This window comes from Sphingomonas sp. (assembly GCF_048595155.1).
Taxonomy (GTDB): Bacteria; Pseudomonadota; Alphaproteobacteria; order Sphingomonadales; family Sphingomonadaceae; genus Sphingomonas_I.
Genome location: NZ_JBMDXN010000105.1, coordinates 43,254 through 61,163 on the forward strand (window position 1 = coordinate 43,254; position 17,910 = coordinate 61,163).

Genomic DNA, 17,910 nt, shown 5'->3' on the forward strand with positions numbered 1-17,910 from the left:
CGTCATGCCAGCGCAGGCTGGCATCCCCAGACCCATCCCACGCCCCGCCGCCGCGGAACGCAGGTTCCCGCCCCCCGATCCCACCGCCCGCGCCAAACGTCATGGACCCCAGCCTGCGCTGGGGTGACGGCCAGGAACCCATTCCATCCCGTCATGCCAGCGCAGGCTGGCATCCACAGACCCATCCCACGCCCCGCCGCCGCGGAACGCAGGTCCGCGCCCCCCGATCCCACCGCCCGCGCCAAACCTAATGGACCCCCAGCCTGCGCTGGGGTGACGGCCAGGGACCCATTCCATCCCCGTCATGCCAGCGCAGGCTGGCATCCACAGACCCATCCCACGCCCCGCCGCCGGGGAGGCAGGTCCGCGCCCCCCACACCGCCCTGCCGCCAGATATAAAAAAAGGCCCCGCCGAAGCGGGGCCTTCCATCTCTTGTCCTGTATCGCGGCTTTTAGCGGCGATCGCCGAACAGGCGCAGCAGGAACAGGAACATGTTGATGAAGTCGAGGTAGAGCGTCAGCGCGCCCATGATCACCGACTTGCCCATGAAGTCCGAACCCTGGACCGCATAATACATGCTCTTGATCTTCTGCGTGTCGTAAGCGGTCAGCCCGGCGAACAGCAGCACGCCCAGCACGCTGATGACCAACGTCATCTTCTCGGACTGGAAGAACAGGTTCAACAGGCTGGCGACCAGGATGCCGACCACGCCCATGATCAGGAACGTGCCGAAGCCCGACAGATCCTTCTTGGTCGTGTAGCCCCACAGGCTCAGGCCCGCGAAGGCGGCCGCGCTGGCGAAGAAGGTCTGCGCCACCGACGCGCCGGTATAGGCCAGCAGCACGGTGGAGAGCGACAGGCCCATCAGCACCGCATAGGCCCAGAACAGCGCCTTGGCCGTCGTCTCGCTGATGCGGTTGATGCCGAAGCTCAGTGCGAACACCAGGCCAAGCGGCGCCAGCATCACGATCAGGCCAAGACCCGAAGGCTTGCCCTGCGGCGAGAAGAGCAGGCCCATATAGGGGCTGCTGGCGAACAGCAGGGCGACGATGCCGGTCAGCAAGACGCCCGACGCCATATAATTGTAGACAGAAAGCATGTAGGACCGGAGACCCGCGTCATAGGCCGCGGGCCGCGTGCCGACCGATGCGGTCGCAGCGCCGTTCGTCCAGGGGTCGGACCAGTTTGCCATCTCGAAAGAGCTCCTTAAGCGCCACATTGGCGCATTCTCAATATTGTCGTGCTTCTAACGCTTTTCAAGCAAAAGCGGGTGCAGCCGCCTACGCATTCTCGTAAGGAGGGCCGATGCACCGGCTGTTCGTCGCGCTGCGGCCGCCGCGCCCGCTTCGTTTGCAACTGCTCGATCTGATGGGCGGCGTGCCCGGCGCCCGCTGGCAGAATGACGATCAGCTTCACCTGACCCTGCGCTTCATCGGCGAAGTCGACGCGCCCCAGGCAGAGGATATCGCCGCCGCGCTAAGCACCGTGGATCATCCGCGCCCGGACATCGCCCTCTCGGGCGTCGGCACCTTCGATCATAAAGGCCATGTCCACAGTCTGTGGGCCGGGATCGCCGCCGACGATCGGCTGAAGACGCTGCACAAACGCGTCGAGCGCGTCGTCACCGGTTGCGGCCTTCCGCCCGAACCCCGCGCCTTCACCCCCCACGTCACCATCGCCCGCCTGGGCCGCCGCGCCGGGTCCCTTGATCCCTTCCTTGCGCGCGCCGCCGGCCTGGCCAGCGATCCCGTCACCCTCGACGCGCTGTTCCTGTTCGAAAGCCACCTCGGCAGCGAAGGCCCCACCTACGACGCCATCGCCCGCTACCCGCTGCGCTGATTTCCCGGCCAGGCAGCGATAAGCCGGCGAGGCCCGTTCGCGAATGGGCGGATCGGGCGACAGCTATGCGAGACGCCCTCTGGCAAGCCCCGGCAGGTGCCAGCCCAGCCGCCGAGGACGCCCCGTCCCCCACCACCCGCCGTCACCCCAGCGCAGGCTGGGGTCCATTCCGCGGCTTGGCGACGTCCCTGCTGCGCTGAGCGACACAGCCCGCGACCCGATGGACCCCAGCCTGCGCCGGGGTGACGGAGTTTAGGCTGGTGCGCATCAAGGACCGAACGCTTGGCGCACCGCTCGGATCGCGGAAGCCGTGCATATGACGCGGGCCCCACCAGTCACGCGCCAGCCCGGCCAATCGAGGATAACCCGTCCCTCCCCGCACGCCGTCACCCCAGCGCAGGCTGGGGTCCATTTCGCGGCTGGGCAACGTCCCGCCTGACAGTCCTAAGAACGCTGCCAAAGCATGCGCCGCGCCCGCCCCGTCCGTCACCCAATGGCAGCAGCATTAAAGCCCACCTTCCGCAGGCCGGTCGCCCACACCGGGATCTCGCCAAGACAAAAGAAAAGGGCCGGCCATTGCTGGCCGACCCCAATCTTTGTCCCGAAGGAGCGTGCCTTACTGACCCGAGTTCGGGCCGAAGGTGATCTCCACACGGCGGTTCTGCGGCTCGCGCACACCGTCGGCGGTCTGGACGAGCAGGTGGGTCTCGCCGAACGCCTGGGTGGTCATCACGCCGTCAGGGATACCCTTGCCAGCGAGATAAGCCTTCACCGAGTCAGCGCGACGCTGCGACAGACCCTGGTTGTAGTTCGCCGAACCCGACGTGTCGGTGTAGCCGGCCAGCATGATCTGGGCATTGCCCGTCGTGCTGTAGGCCTGTGCCGCGTTGTCGAGGATCGAAGCTGCCTCAGGCGTGATATCCGACTTGTTCCAGTCGAAGAACACGATGAACGGCCCAGGCGTAGCAGCCGGCGGAGGCGGCGGCGGCGGCGGGGGCGGAGGCGGCGGCGGCGGCGGCGGCGGCGGCGGCGGCGGCGGCGGAGCTGCCGGTTCGCCGAAGTTGTACACTAGGCTCGCCAGCAGGCTGTTCGAGCGATAGCGCGCCGTGGAGTCGCCACCGGCAAGGGCATTGGCAGTGCTGCTGCGAATGCGAACGCCGAAGGTGTTGAACCAACGATACTTCACACCGACGTCGATGTGGTCGCTGACCGGATAAAGCAGACCGGCAATGGCCTGGAAGGCGAAGCGGGTGTCGCTGCCGTCGAGGAACCAGTTGCCGCCGTCGAGGCGATAGATGCCGTAGTGAACGCGGGCGACACCGGCACCACCGCCGACATAACCCTGAATGCTATCGTCATCGCCGAAGTTCAAGAGCGCGTTGCCCATGAAGCTGAGGACCGACGTGTTGCCACTACGCGAGCTGCGATATTCGCCAGCCGGCGAACCATTCAGCGTCGTGGTCGTCGTGTGCGACTTTACTTCGGTACGCTTGTAACCAACCTCGGCTTCGAGGCGGAGCATACCCAGGTCATAACCAACAATGCCATCGACATCGAACAGGCCGTTCTTGTGCTTGGCAGTATCAGCATTATCAACCGCACCAATATTGATGTGGGTCTTTTCGACAATGATGCCGCCGCCTTCAACACCAACATACCAAGCCTTGTCTTTGGACATGGCGGGCGATGCGAGTGCCGACGATGCCAATATGGCCATCATGGCTAGTTTACGCATTTGTATCCCCTTTTCCTTCATTAGGAGCGTGTCAGGTACTCAAAACCCCTAAACACTGCCCTGGTTCTACGCAACCGCGCAAAAATGTGGACTGTTGCCGAAATGTCTCGGATCAGAACTCTTGAGTAAACTGAACGCTCCAACCGCTCTGACGTGCGGCTTAACTCCAAACCTTGAATTCGGTTTCAACCGTCCGAAAATTTTTTGCACCGGCCCGGTGCGATCTGCCGCATTGCGGCACGGTGAACGTGGGAGTGAGGATGCTGCACCGCCATAGGATCACGCGCAAAAAGGGCCGGGTGCGGCACATTAGCCACACCCGGCCGACCGGATCATTCCGGTGCGAAAAGTTACGGGGAACGTGTCAGGGTTAGGGGATCAGAACGCGACCGCGATCGCGCCGACGACGCCGCTATGCACCTCGTTGCGGCCGTTCACCGAGAACTGGCCCTTTTTGAAGTCGGTATCGACATAAGCGACGCTGAAGGTCAGCGCCTTCCATGTGTAGGCCGCGGTCAGGCTCCAGTCGGTATAATTCTTCAGGCCGTTCGTCAGCAGCGATCGGCCCCAGCTCTCGCCCAGATGGCCCGTCAGCGTGACGCCCGTATTGGGGATACCGCCAGACAGCTCGCCATAGGTGTAGAGACTGTCTTCCCTGGACTTGTTGCCGCAGCGCGGATCGAAGGCGCAAGACTGAGCCTTCTGCTTCCATGCATAGTTCAGACCAGCCTTGGCGCTGACCGGCCCAAAGGTGTGCGAAACGTTGAAATAGGGTTCAAAAAAGTCCGTATTCGCGCCGTGCGAGCCAGGATAATAATAGTAAAGAAGGCCGCCATCGACGGTCGTACCGTTGATCGTCTTCTTATAGCCGCCATACAGATCGATTTCCTGATCGCTGCCGTTGGCGACATAGTCGTCGATCGAGCTGCCCCAGGTGCCGACATAGAAGCCCGACGAATGGGTCACGCCGATCGTACCCTGGATCGCGAAATGCTTGTCCGTCTGCGATATGCCACGGAAGCGATAGTCGGTGGTCAGCGCGGCGCCGCCTGTGATGGTGAAATCGCTGGCGGGTGCCGGAGCGTCCTGCGCCAGGGCAGGTGCGGCCAGCGCGACGGCGGCCAGAATGGAAAGCCCGGTGAGGGTGGTGCGCATGGAAAGTCCTTCTCGCAAATTGCGTCAAGTTCCACTGCGCGTCGGTGGCGCCCGCACCTCTGCCTCTTGTATGAGCGGGGGGGCTGCGAACCGACCTGGCCCTCCTGATCCAAAGTGTTGCAAAGCACAATCTCTAACCACAGGCCGCGGATCGTCTACGATCCACCTGTGGCGCGCGCGCAACAGCTTGCGCTTGCCTCGCTCCGCGTGCCGCTAACCTTTTTGCGCGGCAGCGTGGAGTGCCTGATTAAGATCGGAAATCAGATCAGCCGTGCTTTCCAGACCAATTTGAAGCCGGATCATTTTGCCCGGCGATTGCCAGGGAACCGCCGTGCGCATGGTCTCCGGATCGATTGGCAGCGCCAGGCTTTCGAAGCCGCCCCAGGAAAAACCGATGCCGAAATGCTGCAGCGCATCCACGAGTCGTACCCGTGCCGCATCGTCACCCTCGATCGCGAAGGCAAACAGGCCGGAAGCGCCCAGGAAATCGCGCTGGAACAGATCGTAGCCGGGCATTTCCGACAAGGCCGGGTGGAGCACCGTGGCGACGCCCGGCTGCTGCTGCAGCCAGCGGGCGATCTCCAGCGCCGACGCGCCATGCTGCCGCAGGCGCACGTCCATCGTGCGCAGGCCGCGGCTTGCCAGGAAGGCATCGTCGGGGCTGACGCACTGGCCCAGCGCCTGACTGGTCTTGCGCACCCGCTCGAACAGGCCGGGCCGGGCGGTCGCGGACCCCATCATGACGTCCGAATGGCCGACCACATATTTGGTGCAGGCCAGGATGGTGATGTCGACGCCGCGCGCGATCGCCGGGAATAGCAGCGGCGTCGCCCAGGTATTGTCGATCAGGCTGGTCACGCCGCGTGCCCGCGCCGCGGCGCAAAAGGCCGGCACGTCCTGCACCTCGAATGTCAGGCTGCCGGGGCTTTCCAGGAAGATCGCCCTGGTGGCCGGCGCGAAGAGCGCGTCGATATCGGCGCCGCGCAGCCGCGGATCATAATAACGGGTGGTGATACCCAGCCGCGTGAGCAGGCCGTCGCAAAAGGCGCGCGTTGGCTGATAGGCCGCGTCGGTCATCAGCAATTCGTCGCCAGGTTCCAGCACCGCCAGCAATGCCGTCGTGATCGCGGCCGTACCCGAAGCGTGCAGCGTCGTGCCCGCCGCCCCCGGTTCCAGCGCGGTCAAGGCGTCCGCCAGCGACCATTGGGTCGGGCTGCCGCGGCGACCATAATAAAGCCCCTCGTCGGGCCGGCGCGTGGCGTCGCGCAGTGCCGCGACATCGTCGAACAACATGGTCGATGCCCGCCAGACCGGCGGGCTGACGATGCCCTGGGTCCATGCCTTGCGCCGTCCCGCCTCGACCACCCGCGTTGCGGGCCCTTTTCCCTGCTCGTCGCTCATGCCCGCCGCCTAATAGGATGCAGGCGCGCCGTCGAGTTCCGTCAGAAAGCGCGCGGCCTGCTGGCGCAATGCCGCCTGGTCCTCCGGCGCGAACCGGTCCCAGTTGCGATAGGCCATGGCGAGCCGGCGATTGTCGCCGATCCGTTGGCGATGGCGCGCCAGGAAATCCCAATAGAGCGCGTTGAACGGGCACGCATCCTCCCCCACTCGCTTGGTCACGTCATAACGGCATTGCCCGCAATAATCGGACATGCGGTTGATATAGGCGCCGGACGAGACATAGGGCTTGCTGCCGAGCAGCCCGCCATCGCCATATTGGCTCATGCCCAGCGTGTTGGGCAGTTCCACCCATTCATAGGCATCCAGGTAGATCTCCAGATACCAGATATGCACCTGCGCCGGGTCCGCCCCGATCAGCAGCGCGAAATTGCCCGCCACCATCAGCCGCTGAATATGATGCGCGTGCGCTGTCGCCAGCGTCTGCCCGATGACCTCGCGCAGGCAGTGCATGTCGGTGTCGCCGGTCCAGTAGAAAGCCGGCAGCGGACGGTGATGTTCCAGGAAGTTCCGTTCGACGTAGGCGGGCCCTTCGCACCAATAGATGCCGCGCACATATTCGCGCCAGCCGATGATCTGGCGGATATAGCCCTCGACCGAATTGAGCGGCGCCCGCCCGGCGCGATATTCCGCCTCCGCCCGGCGGCACAGATCCAGCGGATCCAGCAGGCCACTATTGATGTAGGGCGACAGGATCGAATGCCACAAATGGCGTTCGCCCGTGACCATCGCATCCTCATACCGGCCGAAATCGTGGAGCGCCTCGCGAAAGAAGCGATCCGCCTGCCGCGCGGCATCCTGGGCGGTCACCGCATAATCGAACTGCGCCAGGCTGCCGGGATTATCCGGGAACATCCGCTCCACCAGCGCGATCACCTCCTGCGTGATCGCGTCGGGCGCGAACATTTCGGGCCGCGGCATCAGCATGTCGGCCTTGGCGGGCTGGCGATTCTCCTTGTCGAAGTTCCAGCGCCCGCCGGCGGGCTTGTCCCCATCCATCAACAGGCCGGTGCGCCGCCGCATCGCGCGATAGAAATCCTCCATCACCAACTGCTTGCGCTTATCCGCCCAGGCGGCAAACTCGGCATGGCTGACCAGGAAGCGTGTATCCGCGCGTATCTCGACCGGGACGCCGAACAGCGTCTCCCACGCCTCCAGCATTGCCGCCACCCGCCACTCGCCCGCCTCGGTGACGACGATCCGCTCGGGATCGTGCCGCGCGATCGCTCGCGCCATCTCGCCGGTGAAGCTGCCGCTATTGTCGGGATCGTCCAGCACGACATAGTCGACCGTCCACCCTGCCGCCCGCAACGCCGCGGCATGATGGCGCATCGCCGAAAAGATATAGGCGAGCTTCGCCTTGTGATGCCGCACATAGCCCGCCTCCTCCGCCACCTCGACCATAAGGAGGATGGTGGCGGCAGGATCGGCGTCGGCAACCGACGACAAAGCCAGGGAAAGCTGGTCGCCCAAGATAGGAACAAGAGTCCGCATGACGGATACTTGTTCCTAATTTGTTCGGCTGTCTAGCCGCGTCCCGCGTAGCGCAGCACCAGCCCCTTGAACTTGGGCTTGAGGGGCGATTCATTGGCGCCCGAAAAGATACGGAACTCGAATATCTCGCCATTGCGGGGGTTGGTGAACGGCACCTCGATCTTCCCGCTGCTCAGGTCCCGTTTTTCCCAGCGTAGCTCGACCACCGCGATCCGCTCGGCGAACATCGCCACGTCCATCACCAGGTCGGGCACGACGCCTTGGTCCCATTCGAAATGGAACTCGGCGACATAATCCGACGCGCCCAGCCCGATATAGGGGCCGAACACCAGGCATTCGTGCTTCCGCGTCAGGTCCAGCGTCAGTTCCCACGGATTGTCCTTCGAAAGCGACGTACGGAAGTCGCCGGCGGGATAGGCCCGCACCGATCCGTCGTCGGGATGCCAGAACGGCTTCTCGATCTTCTCGACGACCAGCTCGATCTCGTAGCAGCCGTCGGTGCCCTGATAGGGCATGATCGAATAATCGAAGCCCGCATCATTCTCGACGAGATGGCGGATGCGGTAGCTATTCTCCTCGAACGCCGCCTCGATCTCCGCCAGCAGGCTCATCGGCGTGTAGAAGCGCTTGTGATCGGGGTTGATCGGCGAGGGCAGATGGCGTTTGCGCTCGAACAGCAGCTGGTGCGGAACGACGATCACCAGGAAGCCGCCGACCTTCAGCAGCCGGTACCAGTCGCGCAGCACGCCCAGCCAGTCGCCGATATGTTCGAAGCAGTGGCTCGAATAAATGGCGTCGAAGCTGCCGTCCTCGAACGGGAAGGTCGCGCCTTCATAGCCCGGATAGCCGACATCGACGCCGATGGCCTGCGGCACGATCGGCACCGTCGCACCTTCATAGCCCTTATAGCCGATCTCCATCACGTTCGGCCCGGACATATATGTGTCGAAGAAGCCGCTGCGGATCTTCTCGGCATAGCTTTTGCGCGTTTCGAACCCGACCGGCCGGTCGGCGTGCAACTTCTCGGTCGGCATGATCCGATCCACGTCGATCTCGACGCCGACGATATCGGCATCGATCCGGCCGCGCGCGAACAGCCGCACTTCGCAATCGATCAGATATTCGGGGATGTCGGCGCTCAACTCCATCACCGGTCCGGCCGCGAGGTCGACCATGCGATCGGCCAAAACCTTGGTGCCCTTGGCCGCGGAGATTTCCATCTTCACCAGCCCCCGGCTGTCCGGCCCAAGCAGGATGCGCGCGGTGCAGCGGCCTGGGGGAAGTTCCAGATAGGGTCCATGCAGCACGCAGCCTGCCGTTCCGGCGATGTGCATGCTGCCGCCCTGCTTCTTCCCGCCCGCAGAGAGCACAGCCGCGCTTCCGCCCGAAAAGCGCCACTTCAATACCGACATGTTGCCCCCCAGCACAGATGTTCCGACGCCTTAGCCGAAAGGTTCGGCCTGTCACTCTCCGGTTGTACCGTAATGCACCAGATCCTAGATCGGCGGGCATGAGCATTACGCATCTCGGCCAGACCTCCGCTCTACCGGCATCGCCGGAGGACGCGACGCTGGATTATGTGCCGAACCCGCGGCCGGAACGCCTGTATCTGGTCCGCTTCACCGCCCCTGAATTCACCTCGCTCTGCCCGGTCACCGGCCAGCCCGATTTCGCCCATCTCGTGATCGATTATGCGCCGGGCGAGACGATCGTCGAATCCAAGTCGCTCAAATTGTTCCTGGGCTCCTTTCGCAACCATGCTGCCTTTCACGAGGATTGCACGGTCGGCATCGGTGAGCGGTTGGTGGCGGAAATGAAGCCGCGCTGGTTGCGCATCGGCGGCTATTGGTATCCGCGCGGAGGCATCCCGATCGACGTCTTCTGGCAGACGGGCGCACCGCCGGCGGACCTGTGGCTGCCCGATCAGGGCGTGCCGACCTATCGCGGCCGCGGCTGATGCTACGAGGAGAGAGAGATATGAAACGGCCTTTATTCGCTCTGCTCGGCCTTGCCGCAATTGCGGCGAGCCCGCTCCAGGCGGTCAAGATCGCCAATCCCGCCAGCGATCAGCTCATGAAGCTCAACGATCTGCAGCGCCGCGGCGCATTGCGGGGGGCCTTGCTGGATTCGGGCTATAGCTGCCCCCGCGTCGAACGCGCCGCGGTTCAGGGGCCGTGGAAGAATATGATCATGTGGCGCGCCTCATGCTCGCTCACCGATCCGCGCTTCGATTACGGGATTTTCGTCGGCCCCGACGCGTCGATCCAGGCGCGGCCGTGTCGCGAAATGGCCGAACTGAAGCTGCCGCTCTGCCGCCCGTTCAGTGCGAAGACACCATCGCGCTGATCGCGGACGTCCCGTTTTCCGAAATCTGGAGCCACGACCGGCCTGCCGGCAGGTCGAACGCCACGATCTTGGCGATGCCGGAACAGGCCGGGCCATGCATATGCGCGGTGGATTTCAACCGCTTGCCATGGTTGACCGCATCCACCCACGCCCGGTCCGACAGCGCGATCCGATAGCGGCCGGCCTTGGCGACCGTCAGCGGGAAATAGCCGCCATAGCTGTTGGGCTTGGGCTTGCGCGTCAGCGGCGGATCGAACCGGACATTGCCGGCCGGTTCCAGCTTCAATGCGGCCGCACGATCGACCGCCAGCGCCGTGCCGCCGGCCCGCCCCCACCCTTCGAAACCCGCGGCAGGCTGCATCCGCGCGCAATCGGGATTGGCGGCGGTGATCGCCGCGGCGGCGGCCAACAGCAATGCGATCATATCAGTTTGATCTCCCTCAGGCGCTGCATCAGATAATCGTGGGCCGTAATCGGCTCCGGATAGAGGTTTGGATGATCCTCCGACACGCATTGCGGCAGCGTTTCGATCAGGTAATCCGGCCGGAAATGCAGGAAGAAAGGCATCGAATAACGCGCGACGCCGCGCCGTTCGGGCGCCGGATTCATCACGCGATGCGTGGTCGAACGCAGCTGATTGTTGGTCAAACGCTGCAGCATATCGCCGACATTGACCGCCAATTCGCCCTCTTTGGGCTGGACCGGCAGCCAGTTTCCGTCCCGATCCAGCAGCTCCAGCCCCGCTTCCTCGGCCCCCAACAACAGCGTGATCGTGTTGATATCCTCATGCGCGCCCGCCCGGATCGAGGGCCCGTCCGCGCCCATTGGCGGATAATGGAGCAGCCGCAGCACGCTATTGCCGTCGCGCACCGTATCCTCGAAGAAGTCCGGCGCCAGCTCCAGATAGCGGGCGATCGCCCGCAATAGCCGCGCACCGGCGGCATCCAGCGCGTTGAACAAGGCCAGTTCGGCCTGCTTGAACGCCGCGATTTCGGCTGGCCAGACATTGGGCGCCATCACATCCGCGAACGGATGGCCCTCGGGCAATTCGCGCCCGACATGCCAGAATTCCTTCAGATCGTGCGCCTTGGCGTCCTTGGCGGTCTCGATTCCGAACGGCGTATAGCCGCGCGCCCCGCCCTTCCCGGTATGATACGCGCGCTTGACCTCCTCCGGCAGCGCGAAAAAGGCCTTCGCCTGCGCCTCCGCCTCCGCAATCACCTCCCGCGGAACCCCGTGATCGGAGACGATCGCGAACCCATAACGCTGGAACGACCCGCCCAACGCCTGCGCAAAGCCCTCTGGATCGGACGCCTCCTGCGCCAGCGAAACGGTGGGAACAGCGGGGCGGTCGAGAGTCGTAGCCATAAGCCGGTTCTAATCGGCCGCGCGCGCAAAATCACGGGGTGATTGCAGCCCCGATACAGCCGTAAGAGAAAGCCTCGCTGGGCAAGGATGCGATGGCTCCATCCTTGCAAAAATGCGTTAAGCGGCAGTCCAGATCCTGTGGAGGCGTGGTGATGCGCGGCCTTATTCGGTTCCTTGCGCTGGCCGCGACTCCGGCTGCAGCCCAGATGCAGCCGGATTTCACCCAGATCGGCGCGGCCGTGAACGCCATCGCCTTTCCCGTGACCATGAACATGTGCAATGCCGGCTTGTGCGGACCGCAACCGGGCGCGTCCGGCCCGCGCAAGAGTATCGGCGTACCGCCCGCGTTCATCCGCGGCGCCAAGCCGCTGCCGGCCAGTGCACCGGCCAGTGCCGGCATTTACCAGCCTACCCCGGCGTTGGGCCGTCAGGCGCTCGCCGGCTATGTCCAGCGGATCCGCCGCGCCAACCCGGGGCTCGCCGATCAGGTGGCACGCGAGTTCGGCAAGCATGATTATCAGGCGATCTACCGATCGATCGTCGCCGATGACGGCTTCGGGTCCAATTCGGTCTCCGATGCGATGGCGGCTTATCTGACGCTGACGTGGATGATCGCCAACAACGCGAACCGCGAACCTTCGGCCGCAGAAGTGCTCGGCGTGCGCCGCCAGATCGCGGCGCGCGTCGCCGGCAATCCCGCCCTACTTGCCAATCGCGCCCAGCTGGGCGAGGAACTGAAGCTGCTGCTGGTCACCACCCATGCGGGATTCCAGTCGTCGCGCAAGGAAGGCACGCAGCGGCGCTATGCCGACGGTGTCGCGGCAATGATCCGCAAGCACTATGATCTGGACCTGCGCGCGCTGCGGCTCACCCCCAACGGCTTCGCGCCCCGCGCCTAACGGCTCTTGAACAGCCCACCCAGCAGCCCGCGCAGCAGCTGGCCGCCGAGCTGGCCCGCGACCTGACGGCCGACCGAAGAGGCGACGGAGCGGGCGGCGGACTGGAGCATCTTGTCGGTCAGGCTGGGCTTGGCGGCCTCGCGCGCGGCGGCGGCGCGGGCCCGTTCCTCGGCGCGGGCTTGCGCTTCGGCGGCACGCGCGGCCTCGCGGTCGCGGCGGGCCTGTTCCTGGGCGTCCAGCTTGGCCTGGGCGGCGGCGGCCTTGGCCTGTTCGGCCTGGACCTTGGCGGCTTCGGCCTGCGCCTGCGCCTGGGCCGCGGCCGCCTTCGCATTGCCCGCTTTGGCAGCAAGCATTTCGGCGGCACTCTCGCGATTGACGGCCGTGTCATATTTGCCGGCGAGCGGCGAGGTGGAGACCAGGATCGCGCGTTCCTTGTCGGTGAGCGGCCCGACGCGCGAGAAGGGCGGGCGGATCAGCGTGCGCGCGACCGGGCTGGGCGCGCCGTCCGGCTGCAGCAGCGACACCAACGCCTCGCCCACCTTCAGCTCGGTGATGGCCGTCGCGACGTCCACGCCGGGGCTGGCGCGGAAGGTCTGCGCGGCGGATTGCACCGCTTTCTGCTCGCGCGGCGTGAAGGCGTTGAGCTTATGCTGGACGCGATTGCCGAGCTGGCCGGCGACATCGTCGGGCACGTCGATCGGGTTCTGGGTGATGAAATAGACGCCGACACCCTTGGAGCGGATCAGCCGCACGACCTGTTCGATCTTGTCGAGCAAGGCGGGCGCGGCATCGTCGAACAGCAGATGCGCCTCGTCGAAGAAGAAGACGAGCTTGGGTTTGTCGGGATCGCCCACTTCGGGCAGCGTCTCGAACAATTCGCTCAGCAGCCACAACAGGAAGGTGGCATACAGCTTGGGCGCGGCCATCAACTTGTCGGCGGCGAGCACGTTGATCGTGCCTTTGCCGTCTTCGCCGACGATCATCATGTCGTGGACGTCGAGGGCGGGTTCACCGAAGAAATGGTCGCCGCCCTGCGATTCCAGCTGGAGCAATTGGCGCTGGATCGTGCCGACGGTGGCGCGCGTGACATTGCCGTAGCGGGCGGAGAGATCGGCGGCATTTTCCGCCGCCCAAGCCAGCATCGCCTGCAGATCGGCCAAGTCGAGCAGCAGCATGCCCTGCTCGTCCGCCACCTTGAACACGACCTGGAGGACGCCTTCCTGCACATCATTGAGGTTCATCAGGCGCGCCAGCAGCAGCGGCCCCATCTCGCTGATCGTGGTGCGGACGGGGTGGCCCTGCTGGCCGAACAAATCCCAGAAGATCACCGGATTGTCGCCATAGACCCAGTCGGCCATGCCCACGTCGGCGGCCCGCTGGGCGAAAGCCGCGTGCGTCGGCGCCATCGCCGATCCGGCCATGGCAAGGCCGGCGAGATCGCCCTTCACGTCGGCCACGAAGACGGGGACGCCGGCGCGGCTGAAGCCTTCGGCAATCCCCTGCAACGTCACCGTCTTGCCGGTGCCGGTGGCGCCTGCGATCAGGCCGTGGCGGTTGGCCCGCTTCAGATTAAGGTCTTCGCGCTGGCCGTCCGCCGTCGCGCCGACAAAGATGGTGCCGTCCGCCACGATACTCTCCTTATTCCGACCTTATCTGGTCGCCCTCTTTTTTACGCCTTCGGGGTCAGGCGCAACAGCCGGCCGCCCGCACCGTCTTCCAGCAGCCACAGCGCACCGTCCGGACCGGCGACGACATCGCGGATGCGCTTGCCCATATCGAAGCGTTCGGCCTCCCGCGGCGTGCCATTCTGGAAGGAGACGCGGATCAGCGACTCGACCGCCATGCCGCCGATGAAGGCCGATCCTTTCCACTGCGGAAACAGGGACCCGTAGTAAAAGGTGAAACCCGCGGGCGCGATCACCGGCGTCCAATAGAGGGCAGGCTTCTGGAATTCGCCATGGCCGTCCGGGTTCGGGATCGGCTTGCCATTATAATTGATGCCATAGCTGACCAGCGGCCAACCATAATTCTTGCCCGGTTCGATCAGGTTCAGCTCATCCCCGCCCCTGGGACCCATTTCGGTTTCCCACAATTTGCCGGCGGCATCGAAGGCGAGGCCATAGGGATTGCGGTGGCCGCTGGTCCAGGTTTCAGCTGGCACCAAATTCGGGCTGGGCACCTTTACCTGGCGGGTCGGCGCCGTCTTGGCGGCTTCGGTGTCGGACGGCGGGTCGGCGACCGCCAGCGTGGTCGCCCCTGTCTTGCCCGCACCGGGATTGCCCGCGGCCGGCTTGCCGTCGAGCGTCAGGTGCATGATCTTGCCGAGCGCGGAGCTGGGATCTTGCGCCGGCGTGAAGCGCTGCCGCTCACCGGAGGTCAGGAACAGGCTTTTGCCGTCGGGCGCGAAGGCGATGTAGGCGCCGAACTGGCCACCCTTACCCGGCGCATGATCGCGCCAGATGACCTTCATGCCATCCAGCCGGGCGGTCCCGGTGCCGATCACGAGCTTACCGCGGGCCAGCGCCAATGCGGAGCCGCCGGTCCCCGGTTCCGAATAGGTCAGGTAGATCATGCCGTCGCGGGCGAAGCTGGGCGCGATCGCGACCGACAGCAAACCGCCCTGACCGGCATAGACGACCGCGGGTACGCCGCTGATCTGGATCTTGTTCTTGCCCGGCGTGACCAGCCACATCTTGCCAGGCTTTTCGGTGACGAGGATGCGCCGATCCGGCAGGAAAGCGAGCTTCCACGGCACGTCGAACGTTTCCACCGGCGTCACGGTGAAGGGGTTGGTCGCAACCGGCTTCGATCCGCCATAATTGACCTGGGCGGAGCCGCAGGCGGGCAACAGGGCGAGCAGGGCGGCGGCGATCGTGGCGGTGCGAAGCATGAATTTTCCCCAAAAGCGCTTGAATTGCGGGGAATAGCGCTTTGCCAGGCGCCCTCCTAGCGGAGATACGCCCGATCATCTGCGACTTGCAGCGCAGCGCGCGACCGCCTATGTGGCACACGTCTTCTCGACATTGGAAACTCTGCCGAGGCCGGCGCCGCAAGGCACCGGCACGAAGGCGCTTAGGATTTTCAGACAGAGATTATGACGGATATCGCGGCACTCACGAAATTGATCGAGCCCGAGGCGCAGGCGCTGGGCTTCGCTCTCGTGCGCGTGGCGATGTTCGGCGGCCGCAGCGATCCGACCCTGCAGGTCATGGCAGAACGGCCCGACACGCGGCAATTGGGACTCGAGGATTGCGAGGCGCTGTCGCGCCGCATCTCCGACGTGCTCGACGCCCACGATCCGATCGAGGAAGCCTATCGGCTGGAAGTCTCCTCGCCCGGCATCGATCGCCCGCTGACGCGCGCCCAGGATTATGCCGATTGGGCCGGTTTCGATGCCCGCATCCGGCTGGCGGCGCCGCTGAACGGCCGCAAACAATTCGACGCTCGTCTGGTCGGACTCGAAGGTGACACCGTAAAGGTGTATGCAGACAAGGTCGGCGAGATCGAGATTCCGTTCGGCCAGATCGCCAGCGCCAAGCTGCTGCTGACCGACGAACTGATCAAGGCAACCGCGCCGCTCTCTACCGAGGGTGCGGACCGGATTTCACAGGAAGGATAAGTTACGTCCATGGCTACCGCCATTTCCGCCAACAAGGCCGAGCTGCTTGCCATCGCCGACGCGGTCGCGCGCGAAAAGCTGATCGACAAGGCGATCGTGATCGAGGCGATGGAAGACGCGATCCAGCGCGCCGCCAAGGCCCGCTACGGCGCCGAAAACGACATTCGCGCCAAGATCGACACCAGCGCCGGCGACGTTCGCCTGTGGCGCGTCGTCGAAGTGGTCGAAGCGGTCGAGAATTATTTCACCCAGGTGTCCGTGACCGAGGCGCAGAAGTTGCAGCCGGGCGCGGTGCTGGGCGATTATATCGTCGATCCGCTGCCGAACATCGAATTCGGCCGCATTGCCGCGCAGGCCGCCAAGCAGGTGATCTTCCAGAAGGTCCGCGATGCCGAGCGCGAGCGTCAATATGACGAGTTCAAGGATCGTGCGGGCGAGATCATCGTCGGCACGGTCAAGTCGGTCGAGTTCGGCCATGTCGTCGTCAATCTGGGCCGCGCCGAAGGCGTGATCCGCCGCGACCAGCAAATCCCGCGCGAAGTGCTGCGCAAGGACGATCGCGTCCGCGCGCTCATCCTGAAGGTGGTGCGCGAGAATCGCGGGCCGCAAATCTTCCTGAGCCGCGCGCACCCCGACTTCATGAAGAAGCTGTTCGCCCAGGAAGTGCCCGAAATCTATGACGGCATCATCGAGATCAAGGCCGCTGCCCGCGACCCGGGTTCGCGCGCCAAGATCGGCGTGATCAGCCGCGACAGCTCGATCGATCCGGTCGGCGCCTGCGTCGGCATGAAGGGCAGCCGCGTCCAGGCGGTCGTCCAGGAATTGCAGGGCGAGAAGATCGACATCATCCCCTGGTCGCCCGACAATGCGACCTTCGTCGTCAATGCGCTGCAGCCGGCCCAGGTCGCGCGCGTGATGATCGACGAGGAAGAAGAGCGGATCGAAGTGGTCGTCCCCGACGATCAGCTAAGCCTGGCGATCGGCCGCCGCGGCCAGAATGTGCGTCTTGCCAGCCAGCTGACCGGCAAGGCGATCGACATCCTGACCGAGGCGGACGCGAGCGAGAAGCGCCAGCGCGAATTCGTGCAGAATAGCGAGACCTTCCAGAACGAGCTGGATGTCGACGAGACGCTGGCCCAGCTGCTGGTGGCCGAAGGCTTCACCAGCCTGGAAGAAGTCGCCTATGTCGAGCCCGACGAACTGGCGCAGATCGAAGGCCTGGACGGCGAGATTGCCGGCGAGCTGCAGAACCGCGCCGCCGAGGCGATCGATCGGCGCGAGCAGGCCAATCGGGCCCAGCGCGTCGAGCTGGGCGTCGAGGATGCGGTCGGCGAGCTGCCGCACCTGACCGAGGCGATGCTGGTTACGCTGGGCAAGGCCGGCATCAAGACGCTGGACGATGTGGGCGATCTGTCCACCGACGAGCTGATCGAGAAGCCGCGCGCCGAACCGCGCCGCCGCAAGGAAGGCGCGCCCGCACCGAAGCCCGACAAGGGCGGCGTGCTGGCCGGCTATGGCCTGACCATGGACCAGGGCCAGGAGATCATCATGGCCGCACGTCAGGCCGCCGGCTGGTTCGGCGATGACGAGACGTCCGCCGACGCCGCTGCGCCGGAGGCGGACGCCTGATGCCGTTCATCGCAGTCGAGCTGGCGGGATCCGCAACGCATGAGCAGAAGGCGGCGATCGTCGCCGACATCACGCGTTCGATGGTGGAGCGGCTGGGCAAGCCCGCCGCGGCCGTCCAGGTGGTGATCAACGAGCACAGCACCGAAAATTACGGCGCCGCCGGGATCCTGATCGCCGACCGTGTCGCGGCCCCTGTACAGGAGGTCGCGAACGCGAATGGCGGACAATGATCGTGCGGATGAACTGAAAGCATCTTCTCCCCTCCCGCTTGCAGGAGGGGTCGGGGGAGGGGCTGCGACCCCTTCCGACGACGCAATTGAGGACGGCGACTCCCCTCCCCCAGCCCCTCCCCCAAGCGGGAGGGGAG

At 64.9% G+C, this 17,910-nt stretch carries 17 protein-coding genes; 7 read left to right on the forward strand and 10 right to left on the reverse strand.

What is annotated here, in order from left to right; genetic code table 11:
- Positions 1 to 452: 452 nt before the first annotated feature.
- Complete coding sequence (locus ACOJSI_RS16550) at positions 453 to 1,193, reverse strand: Bax inhibitor-1/YccA family protein (protein WP_420139408.1); 741 nt, start codon at positions 1,191 to 1,193, stop codon at positions 453 to 455.
- 113 nt (positions 1,194 to 1,306) lie between these two features.
- Here ACOJSI_RS16550 and thpR point away from each other — a divergent pair, with 113 nt between their 5' ends.
- Entirely contained in the window at positions 1,307 to 1,840 is a 534-nt protein-coding gene (gene thpR, locus ACOJSI_RS16555; protein ID WP_420139409.1) for an RNA 2',3'-cyclic phosphodiesterase, read from the forward strand.
- 616 nt (positions 1,841 to 2,456) lie between these two features.
- On the opposite strand, the gene ACOJSI_RS16560 is transcribed toward thpR, so the two are convergent.
- The 5 genes from ACOJSI_RS16560 to ACOJSI_RS16580 all read right to left on the reverse strand — a co-directional run bounded on the left by ACOJSI_RS16560 (position 2,457) and on the right by ACOJSI_RS16580 (position 9,094).
- On the reverse strand, positions 2,457 to 3,575 hold the full coding sequence (locus tag ACOJSI_RS16560) for an OmpA family protein (protein ID WP_420139410.1): 1,119 nt from the start codon (positions 3,573 to 3,575) through the stop codon (positions 2,457 to 2,459).
- 378 nt (positions 3,576 to 3,953) lie between these two features.
- Positions 3,954 to 4,730 (reverse strand): TorF family putative porin, encoded by a 777-nt coding sequence (locus tag ACOJSI_RS16565; protein ID WP_420139411.1) that lies wholly within the window; start codon positions 4,728 to 4,730, stop codon positions 3,954 to 3,956.
- Positions 4,731 to 4,943: 213 nt separating this feature from the next.
- Positions 4,944 to 6,131, reverse strand: a complete 1,188-nt coding sequence (gene metC / locus ACOJSI_RS16570) for a cystathionine beta-lyase (RefSeq protein WP_420139412.1) — start codon at positions 6,129 to 6,131, stop codon at positions 4,944 to 4,946.
- A 9-nt stretch (positions 6,132 to 6,140) separates the two neighbouring features.
- Positions 6,141 to 7,682 (reverse strand): cryptochrome/photolyase family protein, encoded by a 1,542-nt coding sequence (locus tag ACOJSI_RS16575; RefSeq protein ID WP_420139413.1) that lies wholly within the window; start codon positions 7,680 to 7,682, stop codon positions 6,141 to 6,143.
- Positions 7,683 to 7,714: 32 nt separating this feature from the next.
- Positions 7,715 to 9,094 carry a methyltransferase domain-containing protein gene (locus ACOJSI_RS16580; RefSeq protein ID WP_420139414.1) on the reverse strand — a complete coding sequence of 460 codons (1,380 nt, stop codon included), beginning with the start codon at positions 9,092 to 9,094 and terminating at the stop codon, positions 7,715 to 7,717.
- A 98-nt stretch (positions 9,095 to 9,192) separates the two neighbouring features.
- On the opposite strand from ACOJSI_RS16580, the gene queF reads away from it, so the two are divergent.
- The gene (gene queF / locus ACOJSI_RS16585) at positions 9,193 to 9,639 is read left to right on the forward strand and encodes a preQ(1) synthase (protein WP_420139415.1); all 447 of its coding nucleotides are present in this window, start codon (positions 9,193 to 9,195) and stop codon (positions 9,637 to 9,639) included.
- 20 nt (positions 9,640 to 9,659) lie between these two features.
- Entirely contained in the window at positions 9,660 to 10,028 is a 369-nt protein-coding gene (locus ACOJSI_RS16590) for a hypothetical protein (protein WP_420139416.1), read from the forward strand.
- On the opposite strand, the gene ACOJSI_RS16595 is transcribed toward ACOJSI_RS16590, so the two are convergent.
- Together ACOJSI_RS16595 and ACOJSI_RS16600 are read right to left on the reverse strand one after the other, a co-directional pair.
- Entirely contained in the window at positions 10,003 to 10,452 is a 450-nt protein-coding gene (locus ACOJSI_RS16595; RefSeq protein ID WP_420139417.1) for a hypothetical protein, read from the reverse strand. The two genes, ACOJSI_RS16590 and ACOJSI_RS16595, sit on opposite strands and share 26 nt — an antisense overlap.
- Positions 10,449 to 11,396: an isopenicillin N synthase family dioxygenase gene (locus ACOJSI_RS16600; protein ID WP_420139418.1), complete on the reverse strand. Its 948-nt coding sequence runs from the start codon at positions 11,394 to 11,396 to the stop codon at positions 10,449 to 10,451. Before ACOJSI_RS16600 ends, ACOJSI_RS16595 begins: the two co-directional genes overlap by 4 nt.
- Positions 11,397 to 11,548: 152 nt before the next feature.
- Here ACOJSI_RS16600 and ACOJSI_RS16605 point away from each other — a divergent pair, with 152 nt between their 5' ends.
- The gene (locus tag ACOJSI_RS16605; RefSeq protein WP_420139419.1) at positions 11,549 to 12,295 is read left to right on the forward strand and encodes a hypothetical protein; all 747 of its coding nucleotides are present in this window, start codon (positions 11,549 to 11,551) and stop codon (positions 12,293 to 12,295) included.
- On the opposite strand, the gene ACOJSI_RS16610 is transcribed toward ACOJSI_RS16605, so the two are convergent.
- Together ACOJSI_RS16610 and ACOJSI_RS16615 are read right to left on the reverse strand one after the other, a co-directional pair.
- A complete protein-coding gene (locus tag ACOJSI_RS16610; RefSeq protein WP_420139420.1) occupies positions 12,292 to 13,923 on the reverse strand; it encodes a helicase HerA-like domain-containing protein in 1,632 nt (543 codons plus the stop codon). The genes ACOJSI_RS16605 and ACOJSI_RS16610 overlap by 4 nt on opposite strands.
- A gap of 41 nt (positions 13,924 to 13,964) precedes the next feature.
- Entirely contained in the window at positions 13,965 to 15,185 is a 1,221-nt protein-coding gene (locus ACOJSI_RS16615; RefSeq protein ID WP_420139421.1) for a PQQ-dependent sugar dehydrogenase, read from the reverse strand.
- 204 nt (positions 15,186 to 15,389) lie between these two features.
- On the opposite strand from ACOJSI_RS16615, the gene rimP reads away from it, so the two are divergent.
- The 3 genes from rimP to ACOJSI_RS16630 are packed head-to-tail and all read left to right on the forward strand — an operon-like array spanning position 15,390 to position 17,773.
- Positions 15,390 to 15,914: a ribosome maturation protein RimP gene (rimP, locus tag ACOJSI_RS16620; RefSeq protein WP_420139422.1), complete on the forward strand. Its 525-nt coding sequence runs from the start codon at positions 15,390 to 15,392 to the stop codon at positions 15,912 to 15,914.
- A 9-nt stretch (positions 15,915 to 15,923) separates the two neighbouring features.
- Positions 15,924 to 17,543 carry a transcription termination factor NusA gene (gene nusA, locus ACOJSI_RS16625; RefSeq protein ID WP_420139423.1) on the forward strand — a complete coding sequence of 540 codons (1,620 nt, stop codon included), beginning with the start codon at positions 15,924 to 15,926 and terminating at the stop codon, positions 17,541 to 17,543.
- Positions 17,543 to 17,773, forward strand: coding sequence for a tautomerase family protein (locus tag ACOJSI_RS16630; RefSeq protein ID WP_420139424.1), 231 nt, complete (start codon positions 17,543 to 17,545; stop codon positions 17,771 to 17,773). The genes nusA and ACOJSI_RS16630 overlap by 1 nt, the downstream gene beginning before the upstream one ends.
- Positions 17,774 to 17,910 lie beyond the last annotated feature (137 nt).

Excerpts from the sequence above, each read along its gene's own strand:
- ACOJSI_RS16550 (WP_420139408.1), bottom strand. The coding sequence starts at position 1,193 with ATGGCAAACTGGTCCGACCCCTGGACGAACGGCGCTGCGACCGCATCG.
- thpR (WP_420139409.1), top strand. The coding sequence starts at position 1,307 with ATGCACCGGCTGTTCGTCGCGCTGCGGCCGCCGCGCCCGCTTCGTTTG.
- ACOJSI_RS16560 (WP_420139410.1), bottom strand. The coding sequence starts at position 3,575 with ATGCGTAAACTAGCCATGATGGCCATATTGGCATCGTCGGCACTCGCA.
- ACOJSI_RS16565 (WP_420139411.1), bottom strand. The coding sequence starts at position 4,730 with ATGCGCACCACCCTCACCGGGCTTTCCATTCTGGCCGCCGTCGCGCTG.
- metC (WP_420139412.1), bottom strand. The coding sequence starts at position 6,131 with ATGAGCGACGAGCAGGGAAAAGGGCCCGCAACGCGGGTGGTCGAGGCG.
- ACOJSI_RS16575 (WP_420139413.1), bottom strand. The coding sequence starts at position 7,682 with ATGCGGACTCTTGTTCCTATCTTGGGCGACCAGCTTTCCCTGGCTTTG.
- ACOJSI_RS16580 (WP_420139414.1), bottom strand. The coding sequence starts at position 9,094 with ATGTCGGTATTGAAGTGGCGCTTTTCGGGCGGAAGCGCGGCTGTGCTC.
- queF (WP_420139415.1), top strand. The coding sequence starts at position 9,193 with ATGAGCATTACGCATCTCGGCCAGACCTCCGCTCTACCGGCATCGCCG.
- ACOJSI_RS16590 (WP_420139416.1), top strand. The coding sequence starts at position 9,660 with ATGAAACGGCCTTTATTCGCTCTGCTCGGCCTTGCCGCAATTGCGGCG.
- ACOJSI_RS16595 (WP_420139417.1), bottom strand. The coding sequence starts at position 10,452 with ATGATCGCATTGCTGTTGGCCGCCGCCGCGGCGATCACCGCCGCCAAT.
- ACOJSI_RS16600 (WP_420139418.1), bottom strand. The coding sequence starts at position 11,396 with ATGGCTACGACTCTCGACCGCCCCGCTGTTCCCACCGTTTCGCTGGCG.
- ACOJSI_RS16605 (WP_420139419.1), top strand. The coding sequence starts at position 11,549 with ATGCGCGGCCTTATTCGGTTCCTTGCGCTGGCCGCGACTCCGGCTGCA.
- ACOJSI_RS16615 (WP_420139421.1), bottom strand. The coding sequence starts at position 15,185 with ATGCTTCGCACCGCCACGATCGCCGCCGCCCTGCTCGCCCTGTTGCCC.
- rimP (WP_420139422.1), top strand. The coding sequence starts at position 15,390 with ATGACGGATATCGCGGCACTCACGAAATTGATCGAGCCCGAGGCGCAG.
- nusA (WP_420139423.1), top strand. The coding sequence starts at position 15,924 with ATGGCTACCGCCATTTCCGCCAACAAGGCCGAGCTGCTTGCCATCGCC.
- ACOJSI_RS16630 (WP_420139424.1), top strand. The coding sequence starts at position 17,543 with ATGCCGTTCATCGCAGTCGAGCTGGCGGGATCCGCAACGCATGAGCAG.